The sequence below is a fragment of the Mycobacterium angelicum genome, assembly GCF_002086155.1.
Taxonomy (GTDB): domain Bacteria; phylum Actinomycetota; class Actinomycetes; order Mycobacteriales; family Mycobacteriaceae; genus Mycobacterium; species Mycobacterium angelicum.
Genome location: NZ_MVHE01000076.1, coordinates 1 through 22,021 on the forward strand (window position 1 = coordinate 1; position 22,021 = coordinate 22,021).

The window sequence follows — 22,021 nt, forward strand, 5'->3', positions numbered from 1 at the left end:
GGGCTCGGGTCCATCGGCGGTGCCGGCGGTGTCGGCGGCAACGCCGGCATGCTCGCCGGCGATGGCGGGACAGGCGGCACCGGTGGGTTCGGCGCCGCTAACGGTGGGGCCGGCGGCGCTGGCGGCAAGGCCGGGCTGTTCGGCGACGGCGGTGGCGGCGGCGTCGGCGGGCAGGGCTTTGGGCCCGGCGGTAGTGGCGGGGCCGGCGGCGACGCCGTGCTGATCGGCGACGGCGGTAACGGTGGTAAGGGCGGGACTGGCACCCCGCCGGGCGCCGGTGGCACCCCGGGCGCCGGGGGGCAGCTGTTCGGTTTGGATGGGTTGACGTAGCCGTGACGCAGCCGGGCCCAGACGTTCTTGGCTCGGGCGCGCTATCGACGACGCCCACCCTCAGGCCGATGTACTTCGCCGGAGTGGACCTGGCCTGGGGTGGTCGCAACCCGAGTGGTATCGCGGTGGTCGACCTGACGGTCGTCTGGTTCAGGCCGGCGCCGCCCACGATGATGCCGACGTGCTGGCCGCGCTGGGGCCCTACGTCCAGGGCGACTGCGTGGTCGGCTTCGACGCGCCGCTGGTGGTAACCAACCCAACCGGCCAACGGCCCGCTGAGGCCGCGCTGAACCGCGACTTCCGCCGGTTCGAGGCCGGGGCGCATCCGGCCAGCACCGGCAGGCCCGAGTTCGCCGACGGGCCGCGCGCCGGACGGCTGGCGGCAGCACTGGGCCTGCACCTCGACCCGTTTTCATCCGCGCCTAGGCGCGCCATCGAGGTCTACCCGCACTCGGCGACCCGCCTACGGCGACCTGGCGACGGGCTACATTGTTACGCCGTCGCTACCGCGCGACCTAGATCCGCACCGGCCGCTGGTCGACGGGCGCCAGCACGTCGATCAGGTCGATTACCGTCGTCAGCGCGGCGGTGCGCGGATCTCGTCCCTCGACCAGCGCGGAGACCACCGAGCCGTCGACCGCACAGATCAATGTGCACACCAGTTCGATGTGAACGGAACGCCCTGATCTTTCGATGGCCTCTGCGACCGCCTCGGCCCGCTGGCGCAGGCTGCGTCGCATGCTTTCCCGCAATGCGGGAAAGCGGGTACAGGCGATATGACGCTCATATCGCGATATCAGCTGCTCAGCGAGTCCCGGACTGGATACGTCCCCCACCAGCAACTCAACCAGCACATCAGCGGTGGTCTCAGGCCCCCGGCGCCGTCGGGACAGGGCATTGACCCTGGCCCGCAGCTGAGCTACCTCGATCATCCCGACATGTTCGACCGCGCGGGCAATCAAATCGTCGAGCGACGAAAAGTAGTAGGTGGTAGATGCCAGCGGTAGGCCGGCCCGCCGAGCGACCGCCCGATGGCGTACCGCTTCGAACCCGCCCTCGCCAAGCAGCTCGGCGGCAGCGCTTACCAACGCATACCGCCTACGTTCTCCTTTTGGAGTAACTGCTGCCGTCACGCACACACATGCTGCCAGTCAAAGTGGTACTCCATTGCCATTTTCGTCAAACGGCCATGGCATGATGGCCCGCATGCCAGACATGAGCCGCCGCGCGGTGCTCGGTCTTGGTGTCGGCGCGGCATGCGGCGCCGTCGGCGCTTATGCGCTCGACATGCTGTTTTTGCCCCGAACGTCACAGGCCATGCCGCCTGCGGCGAGTGGAACAAGCGTTCCATTGGCGCCGGCACGGCCGCTCGATCCGGCCCCTGCCGCCCAGCCCGCCCCCACGATGTCGACGGGATCCTTCGTGTCCGCCGCGCGCGGCGGGATATCGACCAATTGGGCGATCGCGCGTCCGCCGGGCCAGACCAAACCGTTGCGACCGGTGATCGCCTTGCATGGTAAGGGCAGCGATGCGGCGACGGTGATGGCCGGCGGCGTCGAGCAGGGCCTGGCCCAGGCCGTCAACGCCGGGCTACCACCGTTTGCGGTAGTCGCCGTCGACGGCGGCGGGGGCTACTGGCACAAACGGGCCTCCGGCGAGGACGCCGGGGCCATGGTGCTCGACGAGCTCATCCCGATGCTCGGCGGCCAGAACCTGGACACCTCGCGAGTGGCGTTTCTGGGCTGGTCGATGGGCGGCTACGGCGCCCTGCTGCTCGGCGGCCGGCTGGGCGCGGGGCGCACGGCCGCGATCTGCGCGGTGAGCCCGGCGCTGTGGACTTCGGCCGGAGCGGCCGCACCCGGGGCATTCGACGGCGCCGACGACTTCGCGGCGAACTCGGTGTGGGGCATGCCCGCGCTGGGGTCGATCCCGATCCGGGTGGATTGCGGCGACAGCGATCCGTTCTATTCGGCGACCAAGCAGTTCATCGCTGCGCTGCCCAACCCGCCGGCCGGCGGCTTCTCGCCGGGCGGTCACAACGGCGGTTTCTGGAGCTCGCAGTTACCCGCGGAGCTCACCTGGATGGCACCGCTACTGACCGGCTGACGTGAGCACACCCTTCGGTTGGAACTTCCCCTACACGTGGCCGCGAATGCCCATTCTGGCCGCGAACGTGGTGAGCACGTCACAGCCGCTTGCCGCCCAGGCCGGTCTTCGGATGCTGGCCGAAGGCGGGAGCGCAGTCGATGCGGCCGTCGCGACCGCCATCACCATCACTCTGGTGGAACCGGTGTCCAATGGCATCGGCTCGGATGCGTTTGCCATCGTCTGGGACGGGGCCCAACTGCACGGCCTCAACGCATCCGGCCGTTCGCCGGCATCGTGGACACCGGAATACTTTGGCGGCGGGGGTATTCCGGTAGTCGGGTGGAACTCCGTGACGGTGCCCGGCGCGGTGTCGGCATGGGTCGAGCTGCACGCCAAGTTCGGCAAGCTGCCGTTCGAACGACTCTTCGAAACCGCAATATCGTACGGCCGCAACGGTTTTCTGGTCTCGCCCACTGTTGCTGCGCAGTGGGCGGCACAGGTCCCTGTGTTTGCCGGCCAACCCGGGTTCGCCGAGGCATTCATGCCCGGCGGACGCGCGCCCAAACCCGGTGAGTTGTTCAAGTTTCCGGATCACGCTGCCACGCTGGAGCGAATCGCCGCTACCCGCGGCGAGGCGTTCTACCGCGGCGAGTTGGCCGATACGTTGGCGGCGCACTCGGCGGCCCACGGTGGTGTCATGCGCGCCGAGGATCTGGCCGCCCATCGAGCCGATTGGGTCGGCACTCTCAGTGCAAACTACCGGGGATATACCGTCCACGAGATACCGCCCAACGGTCAGGGCATAGTCGCACTCATTGCGCTGGGCATCCTCGAGCATTTCGAGATGTCTTCGCTGCCAGTTGATTCGGCCGACAGCGTGCACCTGCAGATTGAGGCACTGAAGCTGGCCTTCGCCGACGCGCAGGCTTATGTTGCCGACGCCGACCACATGTCTTTGGACCCGGCGTCGCTGTTGGACCGCGATTACCTGAAGCAGCGGGCGGGACTGATCGATCGCAGCCGGGCAATGCCGATGTCCGCCGGAATCCCCAAGGGCGGCACCGTATATCTGACCGCCGCCGACGCCGACGGGATGATGGTGTCGATGATCCAATCGAACTACATGGGGTTCGGCTCCGGCGTGGTGGTTCCGGGAACCGGAATCTCGCTGCAGAACCGCGGCGCAGGTTTCGTTGTGAGACAAGGTCATCCGAACCGAGTCGGACCGAACAAGCGTCCTTTGCACACCATCCTGCCGGGTTTTGTGACCCGGGACGGCGCTGCGGTGATGAGCTTCGGGGTCATGGGCGGCCCGATGCAGCCCCAGGGCCACGTGCAGGTGATCGTGCGCATCGCCGACTACGGCCAAAACCCGCAGACGGCCTGCGACGGTCCCCGCTTCCGCTGGCTGGAGGGCCTGCAGGTCAGTTGCGAAAAAGGTTTTCCGCCAGCGACTCTCGAGGAGTTACACCGGCGGGGACACGACCTGATCCTGACCGAGGACTACGACGCGTTCGGCAGCTGCCAGGCTATCTGGCGACTCGACGACGGGTACGTTGCGGCCAGCGACCCGCGGCGGGATGGCCAGGCGGTAGCGTTCTAGACGGTGACTTCGCCCTCGGCTGCCCGCTGGCCGATGTCGTTGCGGAAATGGCTGCCGGGCAATCGAATTGAACCCAGACGTTGGTACGCGGCAGCGCGTGCCGCGGCCAGGTCGGCGCCGACGCCCACGACCGACAGCACCCGGCCGCCGGACGAGACGATGGCACCGTCGTCGGCGCGGCGTGTGGTGCCCGCGTGCAGCACCCCGTCGGCTTCGGAACCGGTGACGACGTCGCCGACCCGCGGACGGCCGGGGTAGTTTTCGGCGGCGAGCACCACCGTCACGGCGGCTCCATCGCGCCAGCGCAACTCACCGAAGTCGGCCAGCTTGCCCGAACCGGCGGCGTGCAGCAGCTGCCCGACTGGTGAGTCCAGCAGCGCCAGCACCGCCTGGGTCTCCGGATCGCCGAAGCGACAATTGAATTCGACCACCGCCGGACCGTTCTTGGTGATCGCGAGGCCGGCATAGAGCAATCCGGTAAAGGGGCAGTCCCGCCGAACGAGTTCGGCCGCAACGGGTTCGACGATGCGGCTGACGATCTCGCGGTAGACGTCGTCGGGCAGCCACGATAGCGGCGCGTAGGCGCCCATACCGCCGGTGTTGGGTCCGGTGTCGCCGTCGCCGACCCGTTTGAAGTCCTGGGCAGGCAGTAGCGGCACCACGGTTGGGCCGTCGACCACGCAGAACAGCGACACCTCGGGCCCGTCCAGGTAGGACTCCAGCAGTACGGGGTGCCCGGACTCGAGCAGGGCCGCGGCGTGGGCGCGCGCGGCATCGCGATCCGGCGTCACCACCACGCCCTTGCCGGCCGCCAGGTGATCGTCTTTGACCACCCAGGCCGGCTCACCGGCGGGCGGCCCGAACCGGTCCAGGGCCGCATCCAAATGTGCGGGGTTGTCCACGATTTCACTTTTCGCGGTGCGTACGCCGGCGGCGGCCATGACGTCCTTGGCGAATGCCTTGGAGCCCTCGATGCGTGCCGCGTCCTTGCTGGGCCCGAAACAGACGATGCCGGCGGCGCGCACGGCGTCGGCCACGCCGAGGACCAGCGGCACCTCCGGGCCGATGACGACCAGGTCGGCCCGGACCGCGCGGGCCAGCGCGACAACCTCGTCACCGGAGGTGATGTCGACATTGTGTTGCTCGGCCAGACGGGCGGTGCCGGCGTTGCCAGGCGCAATGATCAGTCCTGTGACCTGCGGATCTGCGCTGAGGGCCAGCAGCAGAGCATGTTCACGGGCACCGGAGCCGATCACCAGGACGCGCACGACACGTCAGACTAGCCGCAGTGGGGTGGGCGGGCCGCTGCGCGGTTGGGCATGTTGCGGCCTGGAGTGCGATACCACCGGCGATATCGCACTTTCAATGTGGGTGTGGCTGTTCGCTCCGGGGCTGGCGTGACGGGTGTGACTCAGCTCGGCTTGCCGGATTCCTTGGCGAGCACCTGGGCGGCGTTGGCCTTCTTGTCGGGTGCGGCACCGCTCGCGGCGGCCTTCTTGCGCTTGCCGGCGACCCGCTCGATCGCGCTGTTCAGCCGGGACCCCAGCGGGAAGCCCACGTAGTGCGTGATGAACACCGCGAGTTCACGCAACTCGTCGAGGGTGAATTCCTCGTTGTGCAGGACGGCGTTGACCTGGACCTCCAGCAGGTCGGCCTGGCCCTGGGCGGTCAGCACCGCGATCACAGCCATCCGGCGGTCGCGCATCGACAGCCCGGGTCGACTCCAGATGCGGCCGAAGAGATGGTCGACGGTGAGCGCAAAGTAGTCGCCCGGCATGTCGGGCATGTCCCAGGCGTAGACCTCGTTCATCTTGTCCAGGCCTTTACGGCGCAGTTCGTCCATCACGTCTCCTTCGGTGTGTCCGTGCGCGGTACTCCCAGGCCGGCCGCCAGCCGCTCGAATGCCACCCGCGCCAGCGGCAGGTCAACCGATACCGCATCGCCCAGGGCCAGCGCCAGGCTCAGATCCTTCTCCCCCAGCTCGCGGGTGTGCTCCAGCAGCGGGCGCAAGGGGTCGTCGGGTTCCATCGGCGCCGTCGTCTTGCGGAACATGATCGCCGACGGACCGCCGGTGAGGCCGTCGCTGTGGCGGACCACTTTGGCCAGGGCCCGCAGGCTCAGCCCGCATGCTTCGGCCAGTCGCTCGGCTTCGGCGGCGGCCGCGTAGGACACGAAGGTGAGCATGTTGCGAGCCAACTTCATCTTGGTGCCCGCGCCCGGTTCGCCGGCGTGGATCACTACTGACGCCCATTGCGAGAACGGCTCTTTGATGCGGCGGAACGTCTGCTCGTCGGCGCCGACCATGGTGGCCAGATCGCCGTTGGCGGCCGCGCCGGCGCCGCCGCTGACCGGCGCATCGGCGATATGAATCCCTTGCGCTTTTAGTTCACCGGCGAGTTCGACGGCGGTGGTGTCCTTGATGGTCGAGTGAATCGCGATGATGGTGCCCGGCTTGGCATGTGCGGCCAACCCGTCGTTTCCGGTGATCACTTCGCGCACTTGCGCATCGTCGAACACGGTGACGCTGATGATGTCGGCATCGGCGACTTCGGCCAGGCTCGCTGCCGCCGTTGCCCCGCCGTCCACAAACGGGGCCATGGCCTCGGCCCGCACATCGAACACCGTCAGCCCGCCCGGCCAGCCGAGGTAGCGCTGCGCCATTGGCGCGCCCTGGTTGCCCAGGCCGATATAACCCAAACGCGGTGTGGTTTCGGTCTGGCTCATGATCGGATGATCTGTCCGCCATCGACATTGAAGATCTGCCCGGTGATCCAGGAGGCCTGGTCACTGAGCAGAAACAGGCACATGCCCACCAGATCCTCGGGAGTTCCCATCCGGGACAACGGAATCTGCTTGACCATGTCCTTGACAAATTCTCCGGGTGTGACGGTCCTGGTGGCCTCGGTGTCGATCGGGCCCGGCGCGATCGCGTTGATCCGGATGTTCATTCCACCCAACTCGCGGGACAGCTGCTGGGTAAGACCGTTGACGCCAACCTTGGCCAGTCCGTAGAAGTTTGAGTACAGCCACGCCGCGGTCGACGACTGGTTGACGATGGCGCCGCCGCCACGCTTGGCCATCTTCCGGTACACCGCGCGGGTGCACACCAGTACGCCGTCGTGGTTGACGCTCATGAACTTCTTGTAGTAGTCCAGCGGCACCGTCAGCAGCAGGTCCAGCTTCATGTCGCCGTAGATTGCGGCGTTGTTCACCAGATAGTCGATACCACCGAATTCGCCCAGGGTGCGATCGGCCATCGCCCTGGCCGATTCTTCGTCTGAAACATCAACGGGCACATGGATTGCCGTGCCACCGTCGGCGACGATCTGCTTGGCGACCGCTTGGGCGGCATCGGCGTTGATGTCGGCGACCACCACCGCCGCGCCTTGGCGGGCCAGGGCTTCGGCGTACGCCTGCCCGATGCCCTGAGCAGCCCCGGTGACGATGGCCACCTTGTCTTCGAACCGTCCCACGCCGATCTCCTCTAGTTGCTCGCTGTCGCAATGACTTTGGTTTCCAAGTACTCCTCGAAACCGGCCAGGCCCATTTCGCGGCCATTGCCGGACTGCTTGTAGCCGCCGAAGGGGGCATCGGCCGAATACCAGACGCCGCCGTTGACGTTGACGGTGCCGACCCGCAGCCGCGCGGCCACCTGCGCGGCCCGGTCCGGGTCGGCGCCGAACACGGTGCCGGACAAGCCGTATGGCGAATCGTTGGCGATTCGAACCGCGTCGTCGTCGCCGTCGTGGGCGATCACCGTGAGCACCGGCCCGAAGATCTCCTCCCGGGCGGGCCGGGCGTCGTTGCTCAGTCCCGCGATCACGGTGGGCTCGATGAAGAAACCCGCGTCGCGGCCGACCGGCCGGCCGCCGCCGCAGGCGAATGTCCCGCCCTCGGCGATCGCCAGATCGAGATAGCCCTGCACCCGGTCGCGCTGGCGCGCCGAAATCAATGGTCCACATACGGTTCCCGGGTCATCCGGATCGCCGGGCTCGATCGACGACATGGTGCCGGCGGCGATGGCGACGGCTTCGTCGTAGCGGGCCCGCGGCACCAGCAGCCGGGTGGTGATCGCACATCCCTGCCCGGCGTGCATGGCCGCGGTGAACGCCGACATCGAACAGGCGCCGGCCAGGTCGGCGTCGTCGAGCACCACGAAAGCCGATTTGCCACCCAGCTCCAGGAACACTCGTTTGATGGTGGCCGCGGCGTCGGCCATCACGCTGCGGCCGGTTGCGGTCGAGCCGGTGAACGAAACCATGTCAACCCGAGGATCTTTGGCGAGTATGGCCCCCAGGCTGTGATCGCTGGAGGTGACGATGTTGACCACACCCGGCGGGAAATCGGTGTGCTCGGCAATGAGTTCGCCGAGCACGGCCGCGCACCAGGGCGTGTCGGGCGCCGGCTTGAGGACGATGGTGTTGCCCGCAGCCAAGGCGGGACCCAGCTTGGCGAGATTGATCTGGTGCGGGAAGTTCCACGGCGTAATGGCCCCGACGACGCCGACGGCTTCCCGCGCGATGGTGCGCCGGGTGGGGATACCCATCGGTGCTGCCTGGCCGAGATCAAAGTTCCACGCATAGGACTCGGCGGTATCCGCGGCGAACGCCAGATCATTGACCGGGCCTTCCAGTTGGGCTGCGGCGGTGAGCATCCGCGGCGCCCCGACTTCGGAGATGGTGAGTTCCCGCAACTCCTCTATGTGCTGTTGCATCGCGTCGCGCAACTGCCGCACACAGCGCACCCGCAACTCGGTGTTGCGCGACCAGTCCGTTTCGTCGAAGGCCCGCCGCGCGGCGTCGAGGGCGCGACCCATGTCGACGGCGTCACCGTCGGCGGCCACACCCAGCACCTCCTCGGTGGCCGGGTTGATCGTCGGGAATGTTCCCGCCCTTGCCTCGGCCAGCTTGCCGTCGATGAACAGCGCACTCACGCCGTCAGCCAGTAGCGATCGGTCGGCCATCTACAAATCCCATCTACAGCCCGTATGAAGGTGGACACTTGTCCGATATTCCCTGTTCGCACCATAACCGCGGAGGTGCGGCCAGCGCAACCTTCAGACCCCGCCGGATGCCCACTGCGACCGATCAAGCTGCTCATTCGCAATCCAGACTTGCCTAGATTCGCCCGCATACTCTAGCTTGGACATGTGTCCAGCGATGCTCTGGCTTCCGTCGCAGCCCAGTCCGGGCAAGCGCCGCGCAACCGGCGCCAGGAGGAGACCTTCCGCAAGGTGCTGGCGGCCGGCATGGAAACGCTGCGGGAGAACTCGTATGCCGATCTGACGGTGCGCATGGTGGCGGCTCGCGCGAAGGTCGCTCCGGCCACCGCCTACACGTATTTCTCGTCGAAGAACCATCTGATCGCCGAGGTCTACCTCGACCTGGTTCGGCAGGTCCCGTTCTTCACCGACGTCAACGAGTCGATGCCGGCCCGGGTCGAGCAGGCGCTACGCCATCTGGCCCTGGTGGTCGCCGACGAACCGGAGGTGGGCGCCGCGTGCACGGCGGCGCTGCTCGGCGGTAGCGCCGACGCGGCGGTGCGCGCCGCCCGCGATCGGATCGGCGCGGAAATCCATCGCCGCATCGCGTCGGCCATCGGTCCCGGCGCCGAACCCGGCACCGTGTCGGCACTCGAGATGGCGTTCTTCGGTGCGCTGGTGCAGGCCGGCAGCGGGCAGTTCACCTATCACGAGATCGCCGACCGGCTCACCGACGTGGTGAGCCTCATCCTGGCCGGCACCGACAAAGGTAAGCAATGACCGTGCGCACCTCCTCTTTGCAGGGCGACCCCGAGCTCGTCTTGGACCCCTACGACTACGACTTCCACGAAGACCCGTACCCGTACTATCGGCGGCTGCGTGACCAAGCGCCGCTGTATCACAACGAGAAGCTCGGCTTCTGGGCGTTGTCCCGGCATGCCGATGTGCATCAGGGATTTCGCAACAGCACCACGCTGTCCAACCGCGACGGCGTCGCACTGGATCCCATCTCGCGCGGGCCGCACGCGTCGAAGACGATGTCGTTCTTGGCGATGGACGACCCGGCGCATCTGCGGCTGCGCACATTGGTGTCAAAAGGCTTCACGCCCAGGCGAATTCGCGAACTAGAGCCGCGAATCACCGAGATCGCCCAGCAACACCTCGACGCCATGCTGGAGAAAGCGGCACACGGCACCGTCGATTACGTCGACGACTTCGCCGGCAAGTTGCCGATGGATGTCATCTCCGAGCTGATGGGGGTGCCCGAAGCCGATCGGGTTCAGGTGCGCGCCTGGGCAGATGCCGTCATGCACCGCGAGGACGGCGTCACCGACGTGCCCGCCTCGGCGATCGACGCGTCGATCAACCTCATCGTCTATTACCAGGGGATGATCGCCGAGCGGCGCAAGAAGCTCACCGACGATTTGACGTCGGCGTTGCTGGAGGCCGAGATCGAGGGCGACCGGCTCACCGACGAAGAAGTCCTCGGGTTCATGTTCCTGATGGTGATCGCCGGCAACGAGACGACGACCAAACTCCTTGCCAATGCGGCTTTTTGGGGATACAAGAATCCCGACCAGCTGACGGCGGTCTACGCCGACCTGTCGCGCATACCGCTGTGGGTCGAGGAGACACTGCGCTACGACACTTCCAGCCAGATCCTGGCCCGCGTCGTCTCCGGGCCGCTCGAGCTCTACGGCACCACCGTCCCCGAAGGGGACGTCCTGCTGTTGCTGCCCGGCTCGGCACACCGCGACGAGCGCGTGTTCGACCAGCCCGACGAATATCTGATCGGGCGCGAAATAGGTTCTAAATTATTGAGTTTCGGCAGTGGCGCGCACTTCTGTCTGGGGGCCCATCTGGCCCGGATGGAGGCACGGGTGGCGCTCACCGAGCTATTCAAGCGAATCCGCGGGTACGAGGTCGACGAGGCCAACGCCGTCCGCGTCCACTCCAGTAATGTCCGCGGATTCGCCCACCTACCGATCACCGTGGAGGTGCCGTAATGCCCCGCTTCGATCCACACCCGGCGCGCAGACCGGCGATTGTGGCCGGCGCGTCGTCGGGCATCGGCGCAGCCACCGCGGTTGAGCTTGCCGCCCACGGCTTTCCGGTCGCACTGGGAGCCCGGCGTGTGGAGAAATGCCAGGAGATCGCTGACAAGATCCGCGCCGACGGCGGCGAGGCCGTCGCTCTGCCGCTCGACGTCACCGACCCCGAGTCGGTCAAGAGCTTCGTGCATCAGGCCACCGAACAACTCGGCGACATCGAAGTTCTGGTGACCGGCGCCGGGGACACCTACTTCGGCCGGCTGCATGAAATCGACAGCGAGGCTTTCGAATCGCAGATCCAGATCCACCTGGTCGGCGCAAATCGGTTGGCCACCGCGGTATTGCCGGGCATGGTGGAGCGGCAGCGCGGCGACCTGATCTTCGTGGGCTCCGACGTCGCCCTGCGGCAGCGCCCACACATGGGCGCCTACGGCGCCGCCAAGGCCGCACTGGTGGCGATGGTGACCAATCTGCAAATGGAACTTGAAGGCACCGGCGTGCGGGCGTCGATCGTGCACCCCGGGCCCACCAAGACCGGTATGGGCTGGAGCCTGCCGCCCGAGCTGATCGCACCCGCGCTCGAGGACTGGGCCAAGTGGGGCCAGGCCCGCCACGACTACTTCCTGCGCGCAGCGGATTTGGCCCGGGCAATCACGTTCGTCGCCGAGACGCCGCGCGGCGGCTTCGTCGCCAACATGGAGCTGCAGCCCGAGGCGCCGTTGGCCGCGACGAAGGAACGGCAGCAATTGAAAGTGGACGAGAAGGCGCTGAACGACAAATGACCAAAACAGCAGTGGTACCACGGGTTTCCGGCGGCGAACAAGAACACGGTCACCTCGACGAGTTCCGCACCGATCCGATCGGGCTGATGCAGCGGGTGCGCGACGAATGCGGCGACGTGGGCTGGTTCCAGCTCGCCGACAAGCACGTGATCCTGCTGTCCGGCGCCGGCGCCAACGAGTTCTTCTTCCGTTCCGCCGACGAGGAATTGGACCAGGCGCAGGCCTACCCGTTCATGACGCCGATTTTCGGCAAGGGCGTGGTCTTCGACGCCAGCCCCGAGCGGCGCAAGGAGATGTTGCACAACTCCGCACTGCGCGGCGAGCAGATGAAAGGTCACGCGGCCACCATCGAGGGCGAAGTCAAGAAGATGATCGCCAACTGGGGTGACGAAGGCGAAATCGACCTGCTCGACTTCTTCGCCGAGTTGACGATCTACACCTCGACGGCCTGCCTGATCGGCCTGAAATTCCGCAACCAGCTCGATTCGCGGTTCGCGCACTACTACCACGAGCTGGAGCGGGGTACCGATCCGCTGTGCTACGTGGACCCCTATCTGCCGATCGAGAGCTTCCAAAGACGCGACCAGGCCCGCCTGGACCTGGTGGCGCTGGTCCAGGAGATCATGAACCAGCGGCTGGCCAACCCGCCCAAGGACAAGAGCGATCGCGACATGCTCGATGTGCTGGTGTCGATCCGCGACGAGGACGGCAACCCTCGCTTTACCGCCGACGAGGTCACCGGCATGTTCATCTCGCTGATGTTCGCCGGGCACCACACCAGTTCGGGCACGTCGGCGTGGACGTTGATCGAGCTGATCCGCCACTCCGACGTCTACGCCGAGGTACTCGCCGAGCTGGAGGAGCTTTACGCCGACGGCCAGGAGGTGAGTTTCCATGCGCTGCGCCAGATTCCGAAGCTGGACAACGTGGTCAAGGAGACGCTGCGGCTGCATCCGCCGCTGATCATCCTGATGCGAGTGGCCAAGGGCGAGTTCGAGGTCGACGGCTTTCCCATCCACGACGGCGATTACGTCGCCGCGTCGCCGGCGATTTCCAACCGCATTCCCGAGGACTTTCCCGACCCGAATGCGTTCCACCCGGACCGCTACAACAAGCCCGAGCAGGCCGACATCGTCAACCGGTGGACGTGGATTCCGTTCGGCGCGGGCCGGCACCGTTGCGTCGGCGCCGCTTTCGCGACCATGCAGATCAAGGCGATCTTCTCAGTCCTGTTGCGCGAGTACGAGTTTGAAATGGCTCAGCCGGCCGACAGCTACCGCAACGACCACTCGAAGATGGTGGTGCAGCTGGCCCGGCCGGCCAAGGTCCGCTATCGCAAGCGCGCTCAGGCTTGACGCTCATGGCGGGTTTCAGGATCGAAGTCGATCGGGATCTGTGCCAGGGCCACGCCATGTGCGAACTCGAGGCACCGGATTACTTCCGGGTGCCCAAGCGCGGCACGGTCGAGATCCTCGACCCCGAGCCGCCCGAAGACGCCCGCGACGAAGTCGAGCGCGCGGTCGAAATGTGCCCTACCCAAGCGCTATTCATCAAAGAGAAAGAAGACTAGACATGGCGTCATTTCCGCGCGAGGAACTAGAAGCTTGGGTCGAGCGCTGGCTGGAGGCCAACCGGACCGCCGAACGCGACGGCCATTGGAAGGTATTGGCCGATTTCTACGCCGACGACGCCACCTACGGCTGGAACATCGGCCCCAAAGAAGACGTGATGTGCGTCGGCATCGACGAGATCCGCGACATTGCGCTGGGCCTGGAGATGGAGGGCCTGGAGAACTGGCAGTACCCGTATCAGAAGGTCATCATCGATGACAAGCAGGGCGAGATCGTCGGCTTCTGGAAGCAGGTAGCCACCGACGCCGACGGCACCCAGGCCGAGATCTACGGCATCGGCGGCAGCTGGTTCCGGCTCAACGCCGACGCCAAGATCGAATGGCAACGCGACTTCTTCGACTTCGGCCATGTGCAAACGGTGTACCTGGACCTGATGAAGGCGGGAAAACTGTCCAAGGGAATGCAGAAGCGGATCGAGCGCAGCTTGGCCGGCGAGCGGCTGCCGGGCTACTACCCGCTGGGCAAGACGCCGGTGCCGATCTGGTGAGCCGGATGGTTAGACCAACCAAGCATTTGATTTGTTACGCACGCTATGCTGGCGCCAAGGAGTGCATGTGGCACTCGTCACTACCGCTGCCGGGCATGACGGAGTCAGGCAGTTCTGATCAATTCAAAGGCGAAATGGGGTCAGGTCCAACGTGAAGACAAAAGGCGCTCTGATCTGGGAGTTCAACCAGCCCTGGTCCATCGAGGAAATCGAGATGGGCGACCCGGTCAAAGACGAGGTCAAGATCCAGATGGAGGCGGCCGGCATGTGCCACTCCGACCACCATCTGGTCACCGGCGGCATCCCGATGGCGGGCTTCCCGGTGCTCGGCGGACACGAGGGCGCCGGCATCGTCACCGAGGTGGGCCCCGGCGTGGATGACATCGCCCCGGGCGACCACGTGGTCCTGTCGTTCATCCCGTCCTGCGGCACCTGCCCGACCTGTCAGGCCGGCATGCGCAACCTGTGTGACTTGGGAGCCGGCCTGCTCGGCGGCGCCGCGGTATCCGACGGCACCTTCCGCATCCAGGCCCGCGGCCAGAACGTCTTCCCCATGACGCTGCTGGGCACCTTCTCGCCGTACATGGTCGTGCACCGCAGCTCGGTGGTGAAGATCGACCCGTCGATCCCGTTTGAGGTGGCCGCTCTGGTCGGCTGCGGCGTCACCACCGGCTACGGTTCGGCGGTCCGCACGGCCGACATCCGGCCGGGCCAGGATGTCGCCATCGTCGGTGTCGGCGGGGTCGGCATGGCGGCGCTGCAGGGCGCCGTCGCCGCCGGTGCGCGCTACATCTTCGCCATCGACCCGATCGAATGGAAGCGCGATCAGGCGCTGAAGTTCGGCGCCACCCACGTCTACCCCGACATCAACGCCGCGCTGATGGGCATCGCCGAGGTCAGCTACGGACTGATGGCGCACAAGGTGGTGGTCACCGTCGGCGAGCTGCAGGGCGCCGACATCGACAACTACCTGAACATCACGGCCAAGGGCGGCACCTGTGTGCTGACCGCCATCGGCAGCCTGCTGGACACCAACGTGACCCTGAACCTGGCGATGCTGACCCTGATGCAGAAGAACCTGCAAGGCACCATCTTCGGGGGCGGCAACCCGCAGTACGACATCCCGCAGCTGCTGTCGATGTACAAGGCCGGCAAGCTCAACCTGGACGACATGGTCACCACCCAGTACAGGCTTGAGCAGATCAACGACGGCTACCAGGACATGTTGGACGGCAAGAACATTCGCGGCGTCATCCGGTACACGGACGCTGATCGGTAACCCAGCGATGACTCAAACCGCCCAGTCCCCGGCTCTTACCGCATCGCAGGCGTCGTGGCGTTGCGTACAAACTCATGACCGCGAGGGCTGGTTGGCGCTGATGGCCGACGACGTCGTCATCGAAGACCCGATCGGCAAATCGATTACCAATCCCGAGGGCACCGGGGTGCGCGGTAAGGATGCCGTCGCCAATTTCTACGACACCAACATCGCGGCCAACCAGCTCACCGTTACGTGCGAGGAGACCTTCCCGTCCAGCTCGCCCAACGAGGTCGCTCATATCCTGGTGCTGGACAGCAAGTTTGACGGCGGCTTCACCAGCTCGGTGCGCGGGGTGTTCACCTACCGGGTGAACGACGAGGGTCTGATTGCCAACATGCGCGGGTACTGGAACCTGGAGATGATGACCTTCGGCAAGCAGGCTTAGCCAATCCGGCCTATGCCGGTGATGTTGCCCTGCATGACCTTGTTGCCCATCAGCACCATGCTGGCGGTCTGGATCGGGTCGCTGAGCGTGGTGGCCGATTTCGGTTGCTCGATAAGAACCTTGCCGGTGTTGGGGTCGACGACCGCGAACGCGAAAACGTCTAGCGGAGTGGTGTTTTGGAGCCCGATTCGGGTGATGGTGTAGATCAGGCCGTCGCCGATCGACAGGTGCGGCAATGCCGCGCTGCGAACCGCGCTGTCCCAGACGGTGTGGCAGCCGGGGTTGTCGACGTCCACTCTGGTCATTCCGCCGACGAACGGCGCCGTCGGCGGGACTGCCGGCCCGGCGTTCGGTGGAACCGCCGGATAGGGATAGCCGTAGGTGCTGGCGATGAACATCGTGTTGCCGACCCCGATCGGCGAGTTCTCGCTACCCGGCCCGCCCTGGGTCAGCACGGGTTGCTGGCAGATCAGGTTGCCGGTGCCGGACTGGTAGACCAGCGCGTGCACCTGCGGGTCGGCGTTGTCGACGATGGTCAGGTAGTCGGCCCCGGTGGGCCCGAAATACGTTGGGGTGGAACCGGTTCCCCAACTCAGCTGGCCGGGCTTGCGGGCCGGACCGCGGTCATAGGCCTGGCGCCACAGGATCTGCGGATTGCCCATCGGGTCGAGGTTCACCTCGTAGAGCGCGAAGGTGGTGGCCACCCCGATGCGATTGGCCGGTGACGCCGAGATGCTGTTGGCCACTTGTTCGCCGGCTTGAAGTTGCACGCTGCCGACACCGCCCCCGGCCTTGGCCACCCCGACCACGCCGGTGGCGGTGGCGAACCAGACGTTGCCCTGGTAATCGGGAACCACGCCGACTGAGCTGTCGCCCGGCGGTATCACGCTGGACACGTCGGTGGACTCGGTGACGGTCAGCTGCCAACGGCCCAGCCCGTCCTTGGCGTGCGCGACGCGGATCAGGTGGTTGGTTCCATCGATCATCACCAGCTGGTTGTTGTTGTCCAGGTAGGCATAAACCCCGCCGAGCAGGCCGCCTTTGGTGATGTTCATGCTGGCCAGCGGAATGACCTGGGGCAGAATGCCGCCCGGGTCGATCAGATGCACGACCGGGCTCTGGTTGGTGATGGTGGTGCACAGCGCCACCACCAGATTGTCGGTGCCCTGCGTGATCGTCGGGCAGGCCGCCAGCAGCGGGTAGGCGAAGATGGGGACGATGTGGGCGCCGGGCCCGGGCAGCGGTCCGGCGTCGGCCGATCCCGCATCGTTGTGCATGGACGCCAAGCCATTTGGCGCCATGAACGGGTTGGGCGGCGCCAGTGGCCCGAAAGCATCGGCCGCTTGAGCGGGTGCGGGGACGAGTGTTGCGGCGCACGCGGTCAGTACTGCCAGCACCGCCGCAGGAAACCGCACCTAGGTTCCTCTCCCGTGTCGTGGGTCAAATGGCAGTTTGAAGACCCCGGAAAACGACACGGCAACGCTGCGTTAACGATTCGGCTTCACTGGTGTGCGGGGTCAGGCGGATTCGGGAACGTAAGTCCCGGTGCCCTGGGCTATCGATTCCAGGGTGTCATAGGCCATCCACATGAATCCCTTTTGGCCCCAACGTGTTCCGAAACTGTTCTGAATGCGTACGGCGCCGGTGTTCTTCGTATAGGCGTCGTCGTAGCCGACGATGAGCATGACATGGCCGGCCTTCTTGCCGTTGTGGTACATGAACTGTCCATTGCCGACGTAGGGCGAGGGCTCGCCGCGGTAATGCGGAAAGTCGCTGTAAAGGTAGGTGCCGAACGCGATCGGCATGCCGGCCGCGATGACTGTCCTTAGGTGATCCAAGCCGTCCGGGCCGGTGATCTTCGTCGTCTTGTGTTCGGGGATAAGGAAACTCGGATCCGGCGGAATTGTTCGCGACCCGTAATCCGTCCAGTTGAGTTCACACGACGAGGTGGGTCCGCGCCGCGCGTGGTTGGGGGCGGCAGCCAGCGAGGGGGTGCCGCCGTTGGCTCGAAGCCAATTGAGGCACTTGACGATTTGGCCGCCCTCGCAGCTGTTCTGCTCTCTCTTGTTGGCGATTTCGTACCGGATGTAGGCATAGTCGGCGGCGGCCTGCCGGGCGGCGGTGGTCGGCGGAGTGCGGCTCTTGCGGGCCGCGTAGAACGTCGCCAGGCCGTATACCGTGCCCCACACGAAACAGTTGGGCATGGTTTGCCGGCCAACCGGGGGCAACCATTCGGCCCGGACCGAGGCCGCCGTCGGAACTTTGCCGCGGCGCACCGGCGGTTCCGGTGTCGCCGGTTCGGGGATTTCGGGATCGTATCCGTAGCTGGTGAGTTCGTAAGGCTCGTCGTCGCCATGGCTGCACGAGGGCAACGCAGCCGTCAACGCACCGGCCGCGGCAAGCGCGAGTAGCGAACGCCTGTCCATCCGCGAATGCATGCGCACGACCGTACCGGGCCGTCTCGTCACACATATGCTGGTTGAATGGCATCGATCTTCACCAAGATCATCAACCGCGAACTTCCCGGCCGCTTCGTCTACGAGGACGACGACGTCGTCGCTTTCCTGACCATCGAGCCGATGACGCAAGGCCACACCCTGGTGGTGCCTCGCGACGAGATCGATCAGTGGCAGAGCGTGGACAGCGCGGCCTTCGGCCACGTTATGAAAGTGAGCCAGCTGATCGGCAAGGCAGTGTGTAAGGCGTTCCAGGCCGAGCGCGCCGGGGTGATCATCGCCGGGCTGGAGGTGCCCCACCTGCACGTCCACGTCTTCCCGACGCGCAGCCTGAGCGACTTCGGCTTCGCCAACGTCGATCGCAATCCGTCGCCGGAGTCGCTGGACGACGCGCAGGCCCGGATCAAGGCGGCCCTGGCACAGCTCTAGCTGACCGGCTCACCGACTGACTCAGCGACTGGCAGCGCCACGTCGCTGACGCGCGGCAGCGTCACGTGGAAGCAGCACCCCTCGCCCGGTGCGGTGGTCACGGTGACAGCCCCGCCGTGGGCGTTGACCAGCGATGTGACGATCGAAAGTCCCAGTCCGGTTCCGCCGCTGGCCCGCGCGCGCGAGGAGTCGGTGCGATAGAAGCGCTCGAACACCCGCGACGCGTCCTCCTGGCTCATGCCCGGACCTTTGTCGGCGACCTCGATCACCGCGTCGTCAGCCGAGGTGCCGACCCGCACGGTGACGTCGGCGGTGTGCGGAGTGTGCTGCAGCGCGTTGGCGACGAGGTTGCTGAGTACCTGACGCAGGCGGGCTTCGTCGCCGAGCACCTCCGGTATGCCCGGACCGTCGAGGACTTCCAGGTTGATCGTGCGCTGGGGATCGATCGCCTGCGCGTCGTGCACCGCATCACTGGCCAGCGCCAGCAGGTCCACCGGGGTGTGTTCGAGCGGACGCTGCGCGTCCATCCGGGCCAGCATCAGCAGGTCGTCCACCAGCAGACCCATCCGGCTCGCTTCGCTCTCGATGCGCGACAACAGCATGGACACGTCGCGGGCCGCCCCCTGCCGGTACAACTCGGCGAAGCCGCGAATGGTGGTCAACGGGGTGCGCAGTTCGTGGCTGGCATCGGTGATGAATCGACGCATCCGGTCCTCGGAGCCACGCGCCTTTTCCGCCGACGATTCCGAGGAAGCGACCGCCTGTTGAATCTGGGCGAGCATGCCGTTGAGCGCCAACGAAAGCCGGCCCACCTCGGTACGCGGATCGCGTTCCGGGACACGGCGATCCAGCTGGCCCGAGGCGATGGCCGCCGCGGTCTGTTCGACCTCCGACAGTGGCCGCAGGCTTCGGTGCACCACCGCATAGCCGGCGATCCCGACCACCACCAGCACCGCGGCGCCGATGCCGACCTGCAACCACACCAGTGACCTGACCGTGTGATCGACGTCGGACAGGTCGATGGCCACGGTGGTCAGGCCGCCCTGCGGCCCGCGCACCGTTACCGCGCGCCATTCGATGTCCGAGCCGCGGACCGACGGCAGCGTCGTCGGGTTGGGGCCCACGTCGTTGTTGGCAGGCAACATCGGCTCGGCGTTGCGGTCGTTGATGGCGGTCACGGTCTGGCCGTCGGGGCTGATGCCGCGCACATAGAACTTCGACGGTGGCCGGGCGGGATCGAACCCGTCGGTGTTGGCCGACGAATGCTTCCACGGCGACTGCGCCCAGGTGCGGGAGGCATCGAGCAGGGTGGAGTCGATGCGGCTGATCAGGCTGTGGCGCAAGATCGAGGTCACGGCTACACCCGACGCCAGCAGACCGCACAGCACCAGAACCAGGGTGGCCGCGACCAGGCCCACTCGCAGCGGCACTCCGCGTTGCCGGTACTTAGCCGTTTGCGCCATTTGCGCTACCCCGCCGGTCGAACAAGCACGCTCATCGCGGCTCACGTAACACGTAGCCCACCCCGCGCAGGGTGTGCAGCAGGCGCTTTTCCCCGGTGTCGATCTTGCGGCGCAGGTATGACACGTAGGACTCGACGACGTTGACGTCGCCACCGAAGTCGTAGCGCCAAACGTGGTCGAGGATCTTCGGCTTGCTCAGCACGGTTCCCGCATTGATCACGAAATAGCGCAGCAGGGTGAATTCGGTGGGCGACAGCGACACCGGCTGACCGGCCTTCCAGACCTCGTGGGTTTCCTCGTCGAGCTCGATGTCGGCGAAGGTCAGACGCGCATTGCGGGGTTCGGCGGTGCCCTTGCCGGCGCGGCGCAGAATGACCCGCAGCCGGGCAACCACCTCCTCCAGGCTGAACGGCTTGGTCACGTAGTCGTCGCCGCCCAGCGTCAGGCCGGCGATCTTGTCCTGCAGCGAATCGCGGGCCGTCAGGAACAACGCAGGAGCGTCGATGCCGTCGGCGCGTAGCCGGCGCAGCACCCCGAAGCCGTCCATGCCGGGCATCATCACGTCGAGGATCACCGCGTCCGGCCGGGACTCTCGGGCCCGGTCGAGCGCCTGGGCGCCGTTAGTGGCCGTGATGACCTCGAAACCCTGGAACTTCAGACTCACCGAAAGCAGCTCGACGATGTTGGCCTCGTCGTCGACGACGAGGATGCGCGCCTCCGGTGTGGTGTTCTCGCCTGGGACTCCTGCTGTCATGCGGTCAATCTCCCAGCGCCCGGTTGAACGTTAGCTTCACAATCATTGAGTACTTCCTGAGAGCTCGTTGTCCGTAATCTGCTAATAGTCTGCCAGGAATCATCAAATCGGCTTGGACCCGTGCGGGGTAACGGGTGCGCGCCGCGAATACACTCACAGGATGAATCTCGGCCAAGCCTTCGTGGCTTTTGCCACCGCGCCCGCACGCATCGGCCTCGCTGCTGCGGAGGCGAGCTTAAACCTTGCCGGCGCGGCCGTCGGTCTGGCTAAGCAATCGATGGGTGATGCCGCCGGTCCGCGTGGGTCCAATGCGATGGCGAACATGCTCGGGATCGACGACGCGCTGGCGCGAGCAAACCGGCTGGCGCGGTTGCTGGACGACGATATGCCGCTGGGACGGGCGGTAGCCGCCGATGGTCCGATGGACCGCCTGCTGCGCCCGGGCGGGCTGGTGGACCTGGTGACGGCGCCGGACGGGCTGCTGGACCGGCTGACCGCCGAGGGCGGCGGGCTGCAGCGGGCGTTGCAACCGGGCGGGCTGGCCGATCGGTTGCTCGGCGAGGACGGGATGATCGAACGGTTGCTGGCCGAGGACGGGGTGGCCGAGCGACTGCTCGCCGAAGGCGGGCTGATCGACACCCTGACCTCCAAGGACGGGCCGCTCGAACAGCTCACCGATCTCGCCGACACGCTGGCCCGGCTGGCGCCCGGGATGGAGGCGCTGGAGCCGGCAATCGCCACCCTGCAGGACGCCGTCACCGCGCTGACGCTGGTGGTCAACCCGCTCAGCAATATCGCCGAACGCATCCCGCTGCCGCGCCGTCCGGTGCGGCGGTCATCGTCGCGGTCGGTGGGGTCGCAGCGCATCATCGACGGCGAGACGTAAGCCGCTAGGCTTGCATCCGGTTTAGACCGGTTTAAACCGGCCTCCTTAGCTCAGTGGTAGAGCACTCGCCTTGTAAGCGAGCGGTCGTCAGTTCAATCCTGACAGGGGGCTCCCAATCTTGTATGACTGACGTCGGTCGATGCTTGACATTTCTGTTTCGGGTGATGCCTGACAGTGTTTCGGCTGATGCTTGACAGTTACCTCGGTCGATCCTTAACACTCCTTTGAATGAAGGAGTTGAGCGTGTCTGACCAGCGGTATCAGGCAGTGATGGCGGTGATTGTCGATGGATTGTCGATTAGTCAGCTGGCCGAGAAGGTGTCCGTGGCCATGAAAAAGTACCCACTGGTGGCCAAGTAGAGGTATCCACTGGT

Annotated in this window: 24 protein-coding genes, 1 tRNA gene and 1 pseudogene; 16 read left to right on the forward strand and 10 right to left on the reverse strand. The window is 66.1% G+C overall.

What is annotated here, in order from left to right; translation table 11 throughout:
• Both BST12_RS25330 and BST12_RS25335 read left to right on the forward strand, forming a co-directional pair.
• On the forward strand, nt 1–330 hold a 330-nt coding region (locus BST12_RS25330; RefSeq protein WP_139801922.1), incomplete at its 5' end, for a PE-PGRS family protein.
• Nucleotides 331–398: 68 nt separating this feature from the next.
• Nucleotides 399–790, forward strand: a pseudogene (locus BST12_RS25335) (DUF429 domain-containing protein); the annotation flags it as partial.
• 55 nt (nt 791–845) lie between these two features.
• Here the strand turns inward: BST12_RS25335 and BST12_RS25340 are convergent.
• A complete protein-coding gene (locus BST12_RS25340; protein WP_083115986.1) occupies nt 846–1,463 on the reverse strand; it encodes a TetR/AcrR family transcriptional regulator in 618 nt (205 codons plus the stop codon).
• A 61-nt stretch (nt 1,464–1,524) separates the two neighbouring features.
• Here BST12_RS25340 and BST12_RS25345 point away from each other — a divergent pair, with 61 nt between their 5' ends.
• Together BST12_RS25345 and BST12_RS25350 are read left to right on the forward strand one after the other, a co-directional pair.
• A complete protein-coding gene (locus BST12_RS25345; RefSeq protein ID WP_083115987.1) occupies nt 1,525–2,436 on the forward strand; it encodes an alpha/beta hydrolase in 912 nt (303 codons plus the stop codon).
• Between the two features lies 1 nt (nt 2,437).
• Entirely contained in the window at nt 2,438–4,021 is a 1,584-nt protein-coding gene (locus tag BST12_RS25350; protein ID WP_083115988.1) for a gamma-glutamyltransferase family protein, read from the forward strand.
• Here BST12_RS25350 and purD read toward each other — a convergent pair.
• The 5 genes from purD to BST12_RS25375 all read right to left on the reverse strand — a co-directional run bounded on the left by purD (nt 4,018) and on the right by BST12_RS25375 (nt 8,984).
• Nucleotides 4,018–5,289 (reverse strand): phosphoribosylamine--glycine ligase, encoded by a 1,272-nt coding sequence (gene purD / locus BST12_RS25355; protein ID WP_083115989.1) that lies wholly within the window; start codon nt 5,287–5,289, stop codon nt 4,018–4,020. The genes BST12_RS25350 and purD overlap by 4 nt on opposite strands.
• Before the next feature lie 143 nt (nt 5,290–5,432).
• The gene (locus tag BST12_RS25360) at nt 5,433–5,867 is read right to left on the reverse strand and encodes a carboxymuconolactone decarboxylase family protein (protein WP_139801924.1); all 435 of its coding nucleotides are present in this window, start codon (nt 5,865–5,867) and stop codon (nt 5,433–5,435) included.
• Nucleotides 5,864–6,745: an NAD(P)-dependent oxidoreductase gene (locus tag BST12_RS25365; RefSeq protein WP_083115991.1), complete on the reverse strand. Its 882-nt coding sequence runs from the start codon at nt 6,743–6,745 to the stop codon at nt 5,864–5,866. The genes BST12_RS25360 and BST12_RS25365 overlap by 4 nt, the downstream gene beginning before the upstream one ends.
• Nucleotides 6,742–7,494, reverse strand: a complete 753-nt coding sequence (locus tag BST12_RS25370) for an SDR family oxidoreductase (protein WP_083115992.1) — start codon at nt 7,492–7,494, stop codon at nt 6,742–6,744. The genes BST12_RS25365 and BST12_RS25370 overlap by 4 nt, the downstream gene beginning before the upstream one ends.
• 11 nt (nt 7,495–7,505) lie before the next feature.
• Nucleotides 7,506–8,984: an aldehyde dehydrogenase gene (locus tag BST12_RS25375; protein WP_083115993.1), complete on the reverse strand. Its 1,479-nt coding sequence runs from the start codon at nt 8,982–8,984 to the stop codon at nt 7,506–7,508.
• A 186-nt stretch (nt 8,985–9,170) separates the two neighbouring features.
• Here BST12_RS25375 and BST12_RS25380 point away from each other — a divergent pair, with 186 nt between their 5' ends.
• The 8 genes from BST12_RS25380 to BST12_RS25415 all read left to right on the forward strand — a co-directional run bounded on the left by BST12_RS25380 (nt 9,171) and on the right by BST12_RS25415 (nt 15,659).
• Complete coding sequence (locus tag BST12_RS25380; protein ID WP_083115994.1) at nt 9,171–9,782, forward strand: TetR/AcrR family transcriptional regulator; 612 nt, start codon at nt 9,171–9,173, stop codon at nt 9,780–9,782.
• A complete protein-coding gene (locus BST12_RS25385; RefSeq protein WP_083115995.1) occupies nt 9,779–11,008 on the forward strand; it encodes a cytochrome P450 in 1,230 nt (409 codons plus the stop codon). The genes BST12_RS25380 and BST12_RS25385 overlap by 4 nt, the downstream gene beginning before the upstream one ends.
• Nucleotides 11,008–11,835, forward strand: coding sequence for an SDR family oxidoreductase (locus BST12_RS25390; RefSeq protein ID WP_083115996.1), 828 nt, complete (start codon nt 11,008–11,010; stop codon nt 11,833–11,835). Before BST12_RS25385 ends, BST12_RS25390 begins: the two co-directional genes overlap by 1 nt.
• Entirely contained in the window at nt 11,832–13,190 is a 1,359-nt protein-coding gene (locus BST12_RS25395; RefSeq protein ID WP_083115997.1) for a cytochrome P450, read from the forward strand. Before BST12_RS25390 ends, BST12_RS25395 begins: the two co-directional genes overlap by 4 nt.
• 5 nt (nt 13,191–13,195) lie before the next feature.
• Complete coding sequence (locus tag BST12_RS25400) at nt 13,196–13,405, forward strand: ferredoxin (protein WP_083115998.1); 210 nt, start codon at nt 13,196–13,198, stop codon at nt 13,403–13,405.
• Nucleotides 13,406–13,407: 2 nt separating this feature from the next.
• Nucleotides 13,408–13,953: a hypothetical protein gene (locus BST12_RS25405; RefSeq protein ID WP_083115999.1), complete on the forward strand. Its 546-nt coding sequence runs from the start codon at nt 13,408–13,410 to the stop codon at nt 13,951–13,953.
• Between the two features lie 151 nt (nt 13,954–14,104).
• Nucleotides 14,105–15,232 (forward strand): NDMA-dependent alcohol dehydrogenase, encoded by a 1,128-nt coding sequence (locus BST12_RS25410; RefSeq protein ID WP_083116000.1) that lies wholly within the window; start codon nt 14,105–14,107, stop codon nt 15,230–15,232.
• A gap of 7 nt (nt 15,233–15,239) precedes the next feature.
• A complete protein-coding gene (locus BST12_RS25415; RefSeq protein WP_083116001.1) occupies nt 15,240–15,659 on the forward strand; it encodes a nuclear transport factor 2 family protein in 420 nt (139 codons plus the stop codon).
• Here the strand turns inward: BST12_RS25415 and BST12_RS25420 are convergent.
• Nucleotides 15,656–17,074: a hypothetical protein gene (locus tag BST12_RS25420; RefSeq protein WP_083116002.1), complete on the reverse strand. Its 1,419-nt coding sequence runs from the start codon at nt 17,072–17,074 to the stop codon at nt 15,656–15,658. The two genes, BST12_RS25415 and BST12_RS25420, sit on opposite strands and share 4 nt — an antisense overlap.
• Nucleotides 17,075–17,176: 102 nt before the next feature.
• Complete coding sequence (locus BST12_RS25425; protein WP_139801925.1) at nt 17,177–18,097, reverse strand: C1 family peptidase; 921 nt, start codon at nt 18,095–18,097, stop codon at nt 17,177–17,179.
• A 45-nt stretch (nt 18,098–18,142) separates the two neighbouring features.
• Between BST12_RS25425 and BST12_RS25430 the strand changes: the two genes are divergently transcribed.
• Nucleotides 18,143–18,544, forward strand: coding sequence for an HIT family protein (locus BST12_RS25430; protein WP_083116004.1), 402 nt, complete (start codon nt 18,143–18,145; stop codon nt 18,542–18,544).
• Here BST12_RS25430 and BST12_RS25435 read toward each other — a convergent pair.
• Both BST12_RS25435 and phoP read right to left on the reverse strand, forming a co-directional pair.
• Nucleotides 18,541–20,007, reverse strand: a complete 1,467-nt coding sequence (locus BST12_RS25435) for a sensor histidine kinase (RefSeq protein ID WP_083116005.1) — start codon at nt 20,005–20,007, stop codon at nt 18,541–18,543. The two genes, BST12_RS25430 and BST12_RS25435, sit on opposite strands and share 4 nt — an antisense overlap.
• A gap of 31 nt (nt 20,008–20,038) precedes the next feature.
• On the reverse strand, nt 20,039–20,761 hold the full coding sequence (gene phoP / locus BST12_RS25440) for a two-component system response regulator PhoP (protein ID WP_083116006.1): 723 nt from the start codon (nt 20,759–20,761) through the stop codon (nt 20,039–20,041).
• Nucleotides 20,762–20,921: 160 nt separating this feature from the next.
• Between phoP and BST12_RS25445 the strand changes: the two genes are divergently transcribed.
• From BST12_RS25445 to BST12_RS34375, 3 genes are all read left to right on the forward strand, one after another.
• Nucleotides 20,922–21,647, forward strand: coding sequence for a hypothetical protein (locus tag BST12_RS25445; RefSeq protein ID WP_083116007.1), 726 nt, complete (start codon nt 20,922–20,924; stop codon nt 21,645–21,647).
• Nucleotides 21,648–21,686: 39 nt separating this feature from the next.
• Nucleotides 21,687–21,758: transfer RNA gene (locus BST12_RS25450), tRNA-Thr, on the forward strand.
• Between the two features lie 117 nt (nt 21,759–21,875).
• A complete protein-coding gene (locus BST12_RS34375; protein ID WP_281254843.1) occupies nt 21,876–22,007 on the forward strand; it encodes a hypothetical protein in 132 nt (43 codons plus the stop codon).
• Nucleotides 22,008–22,021 lie beyond the last annotated feature (14 nt).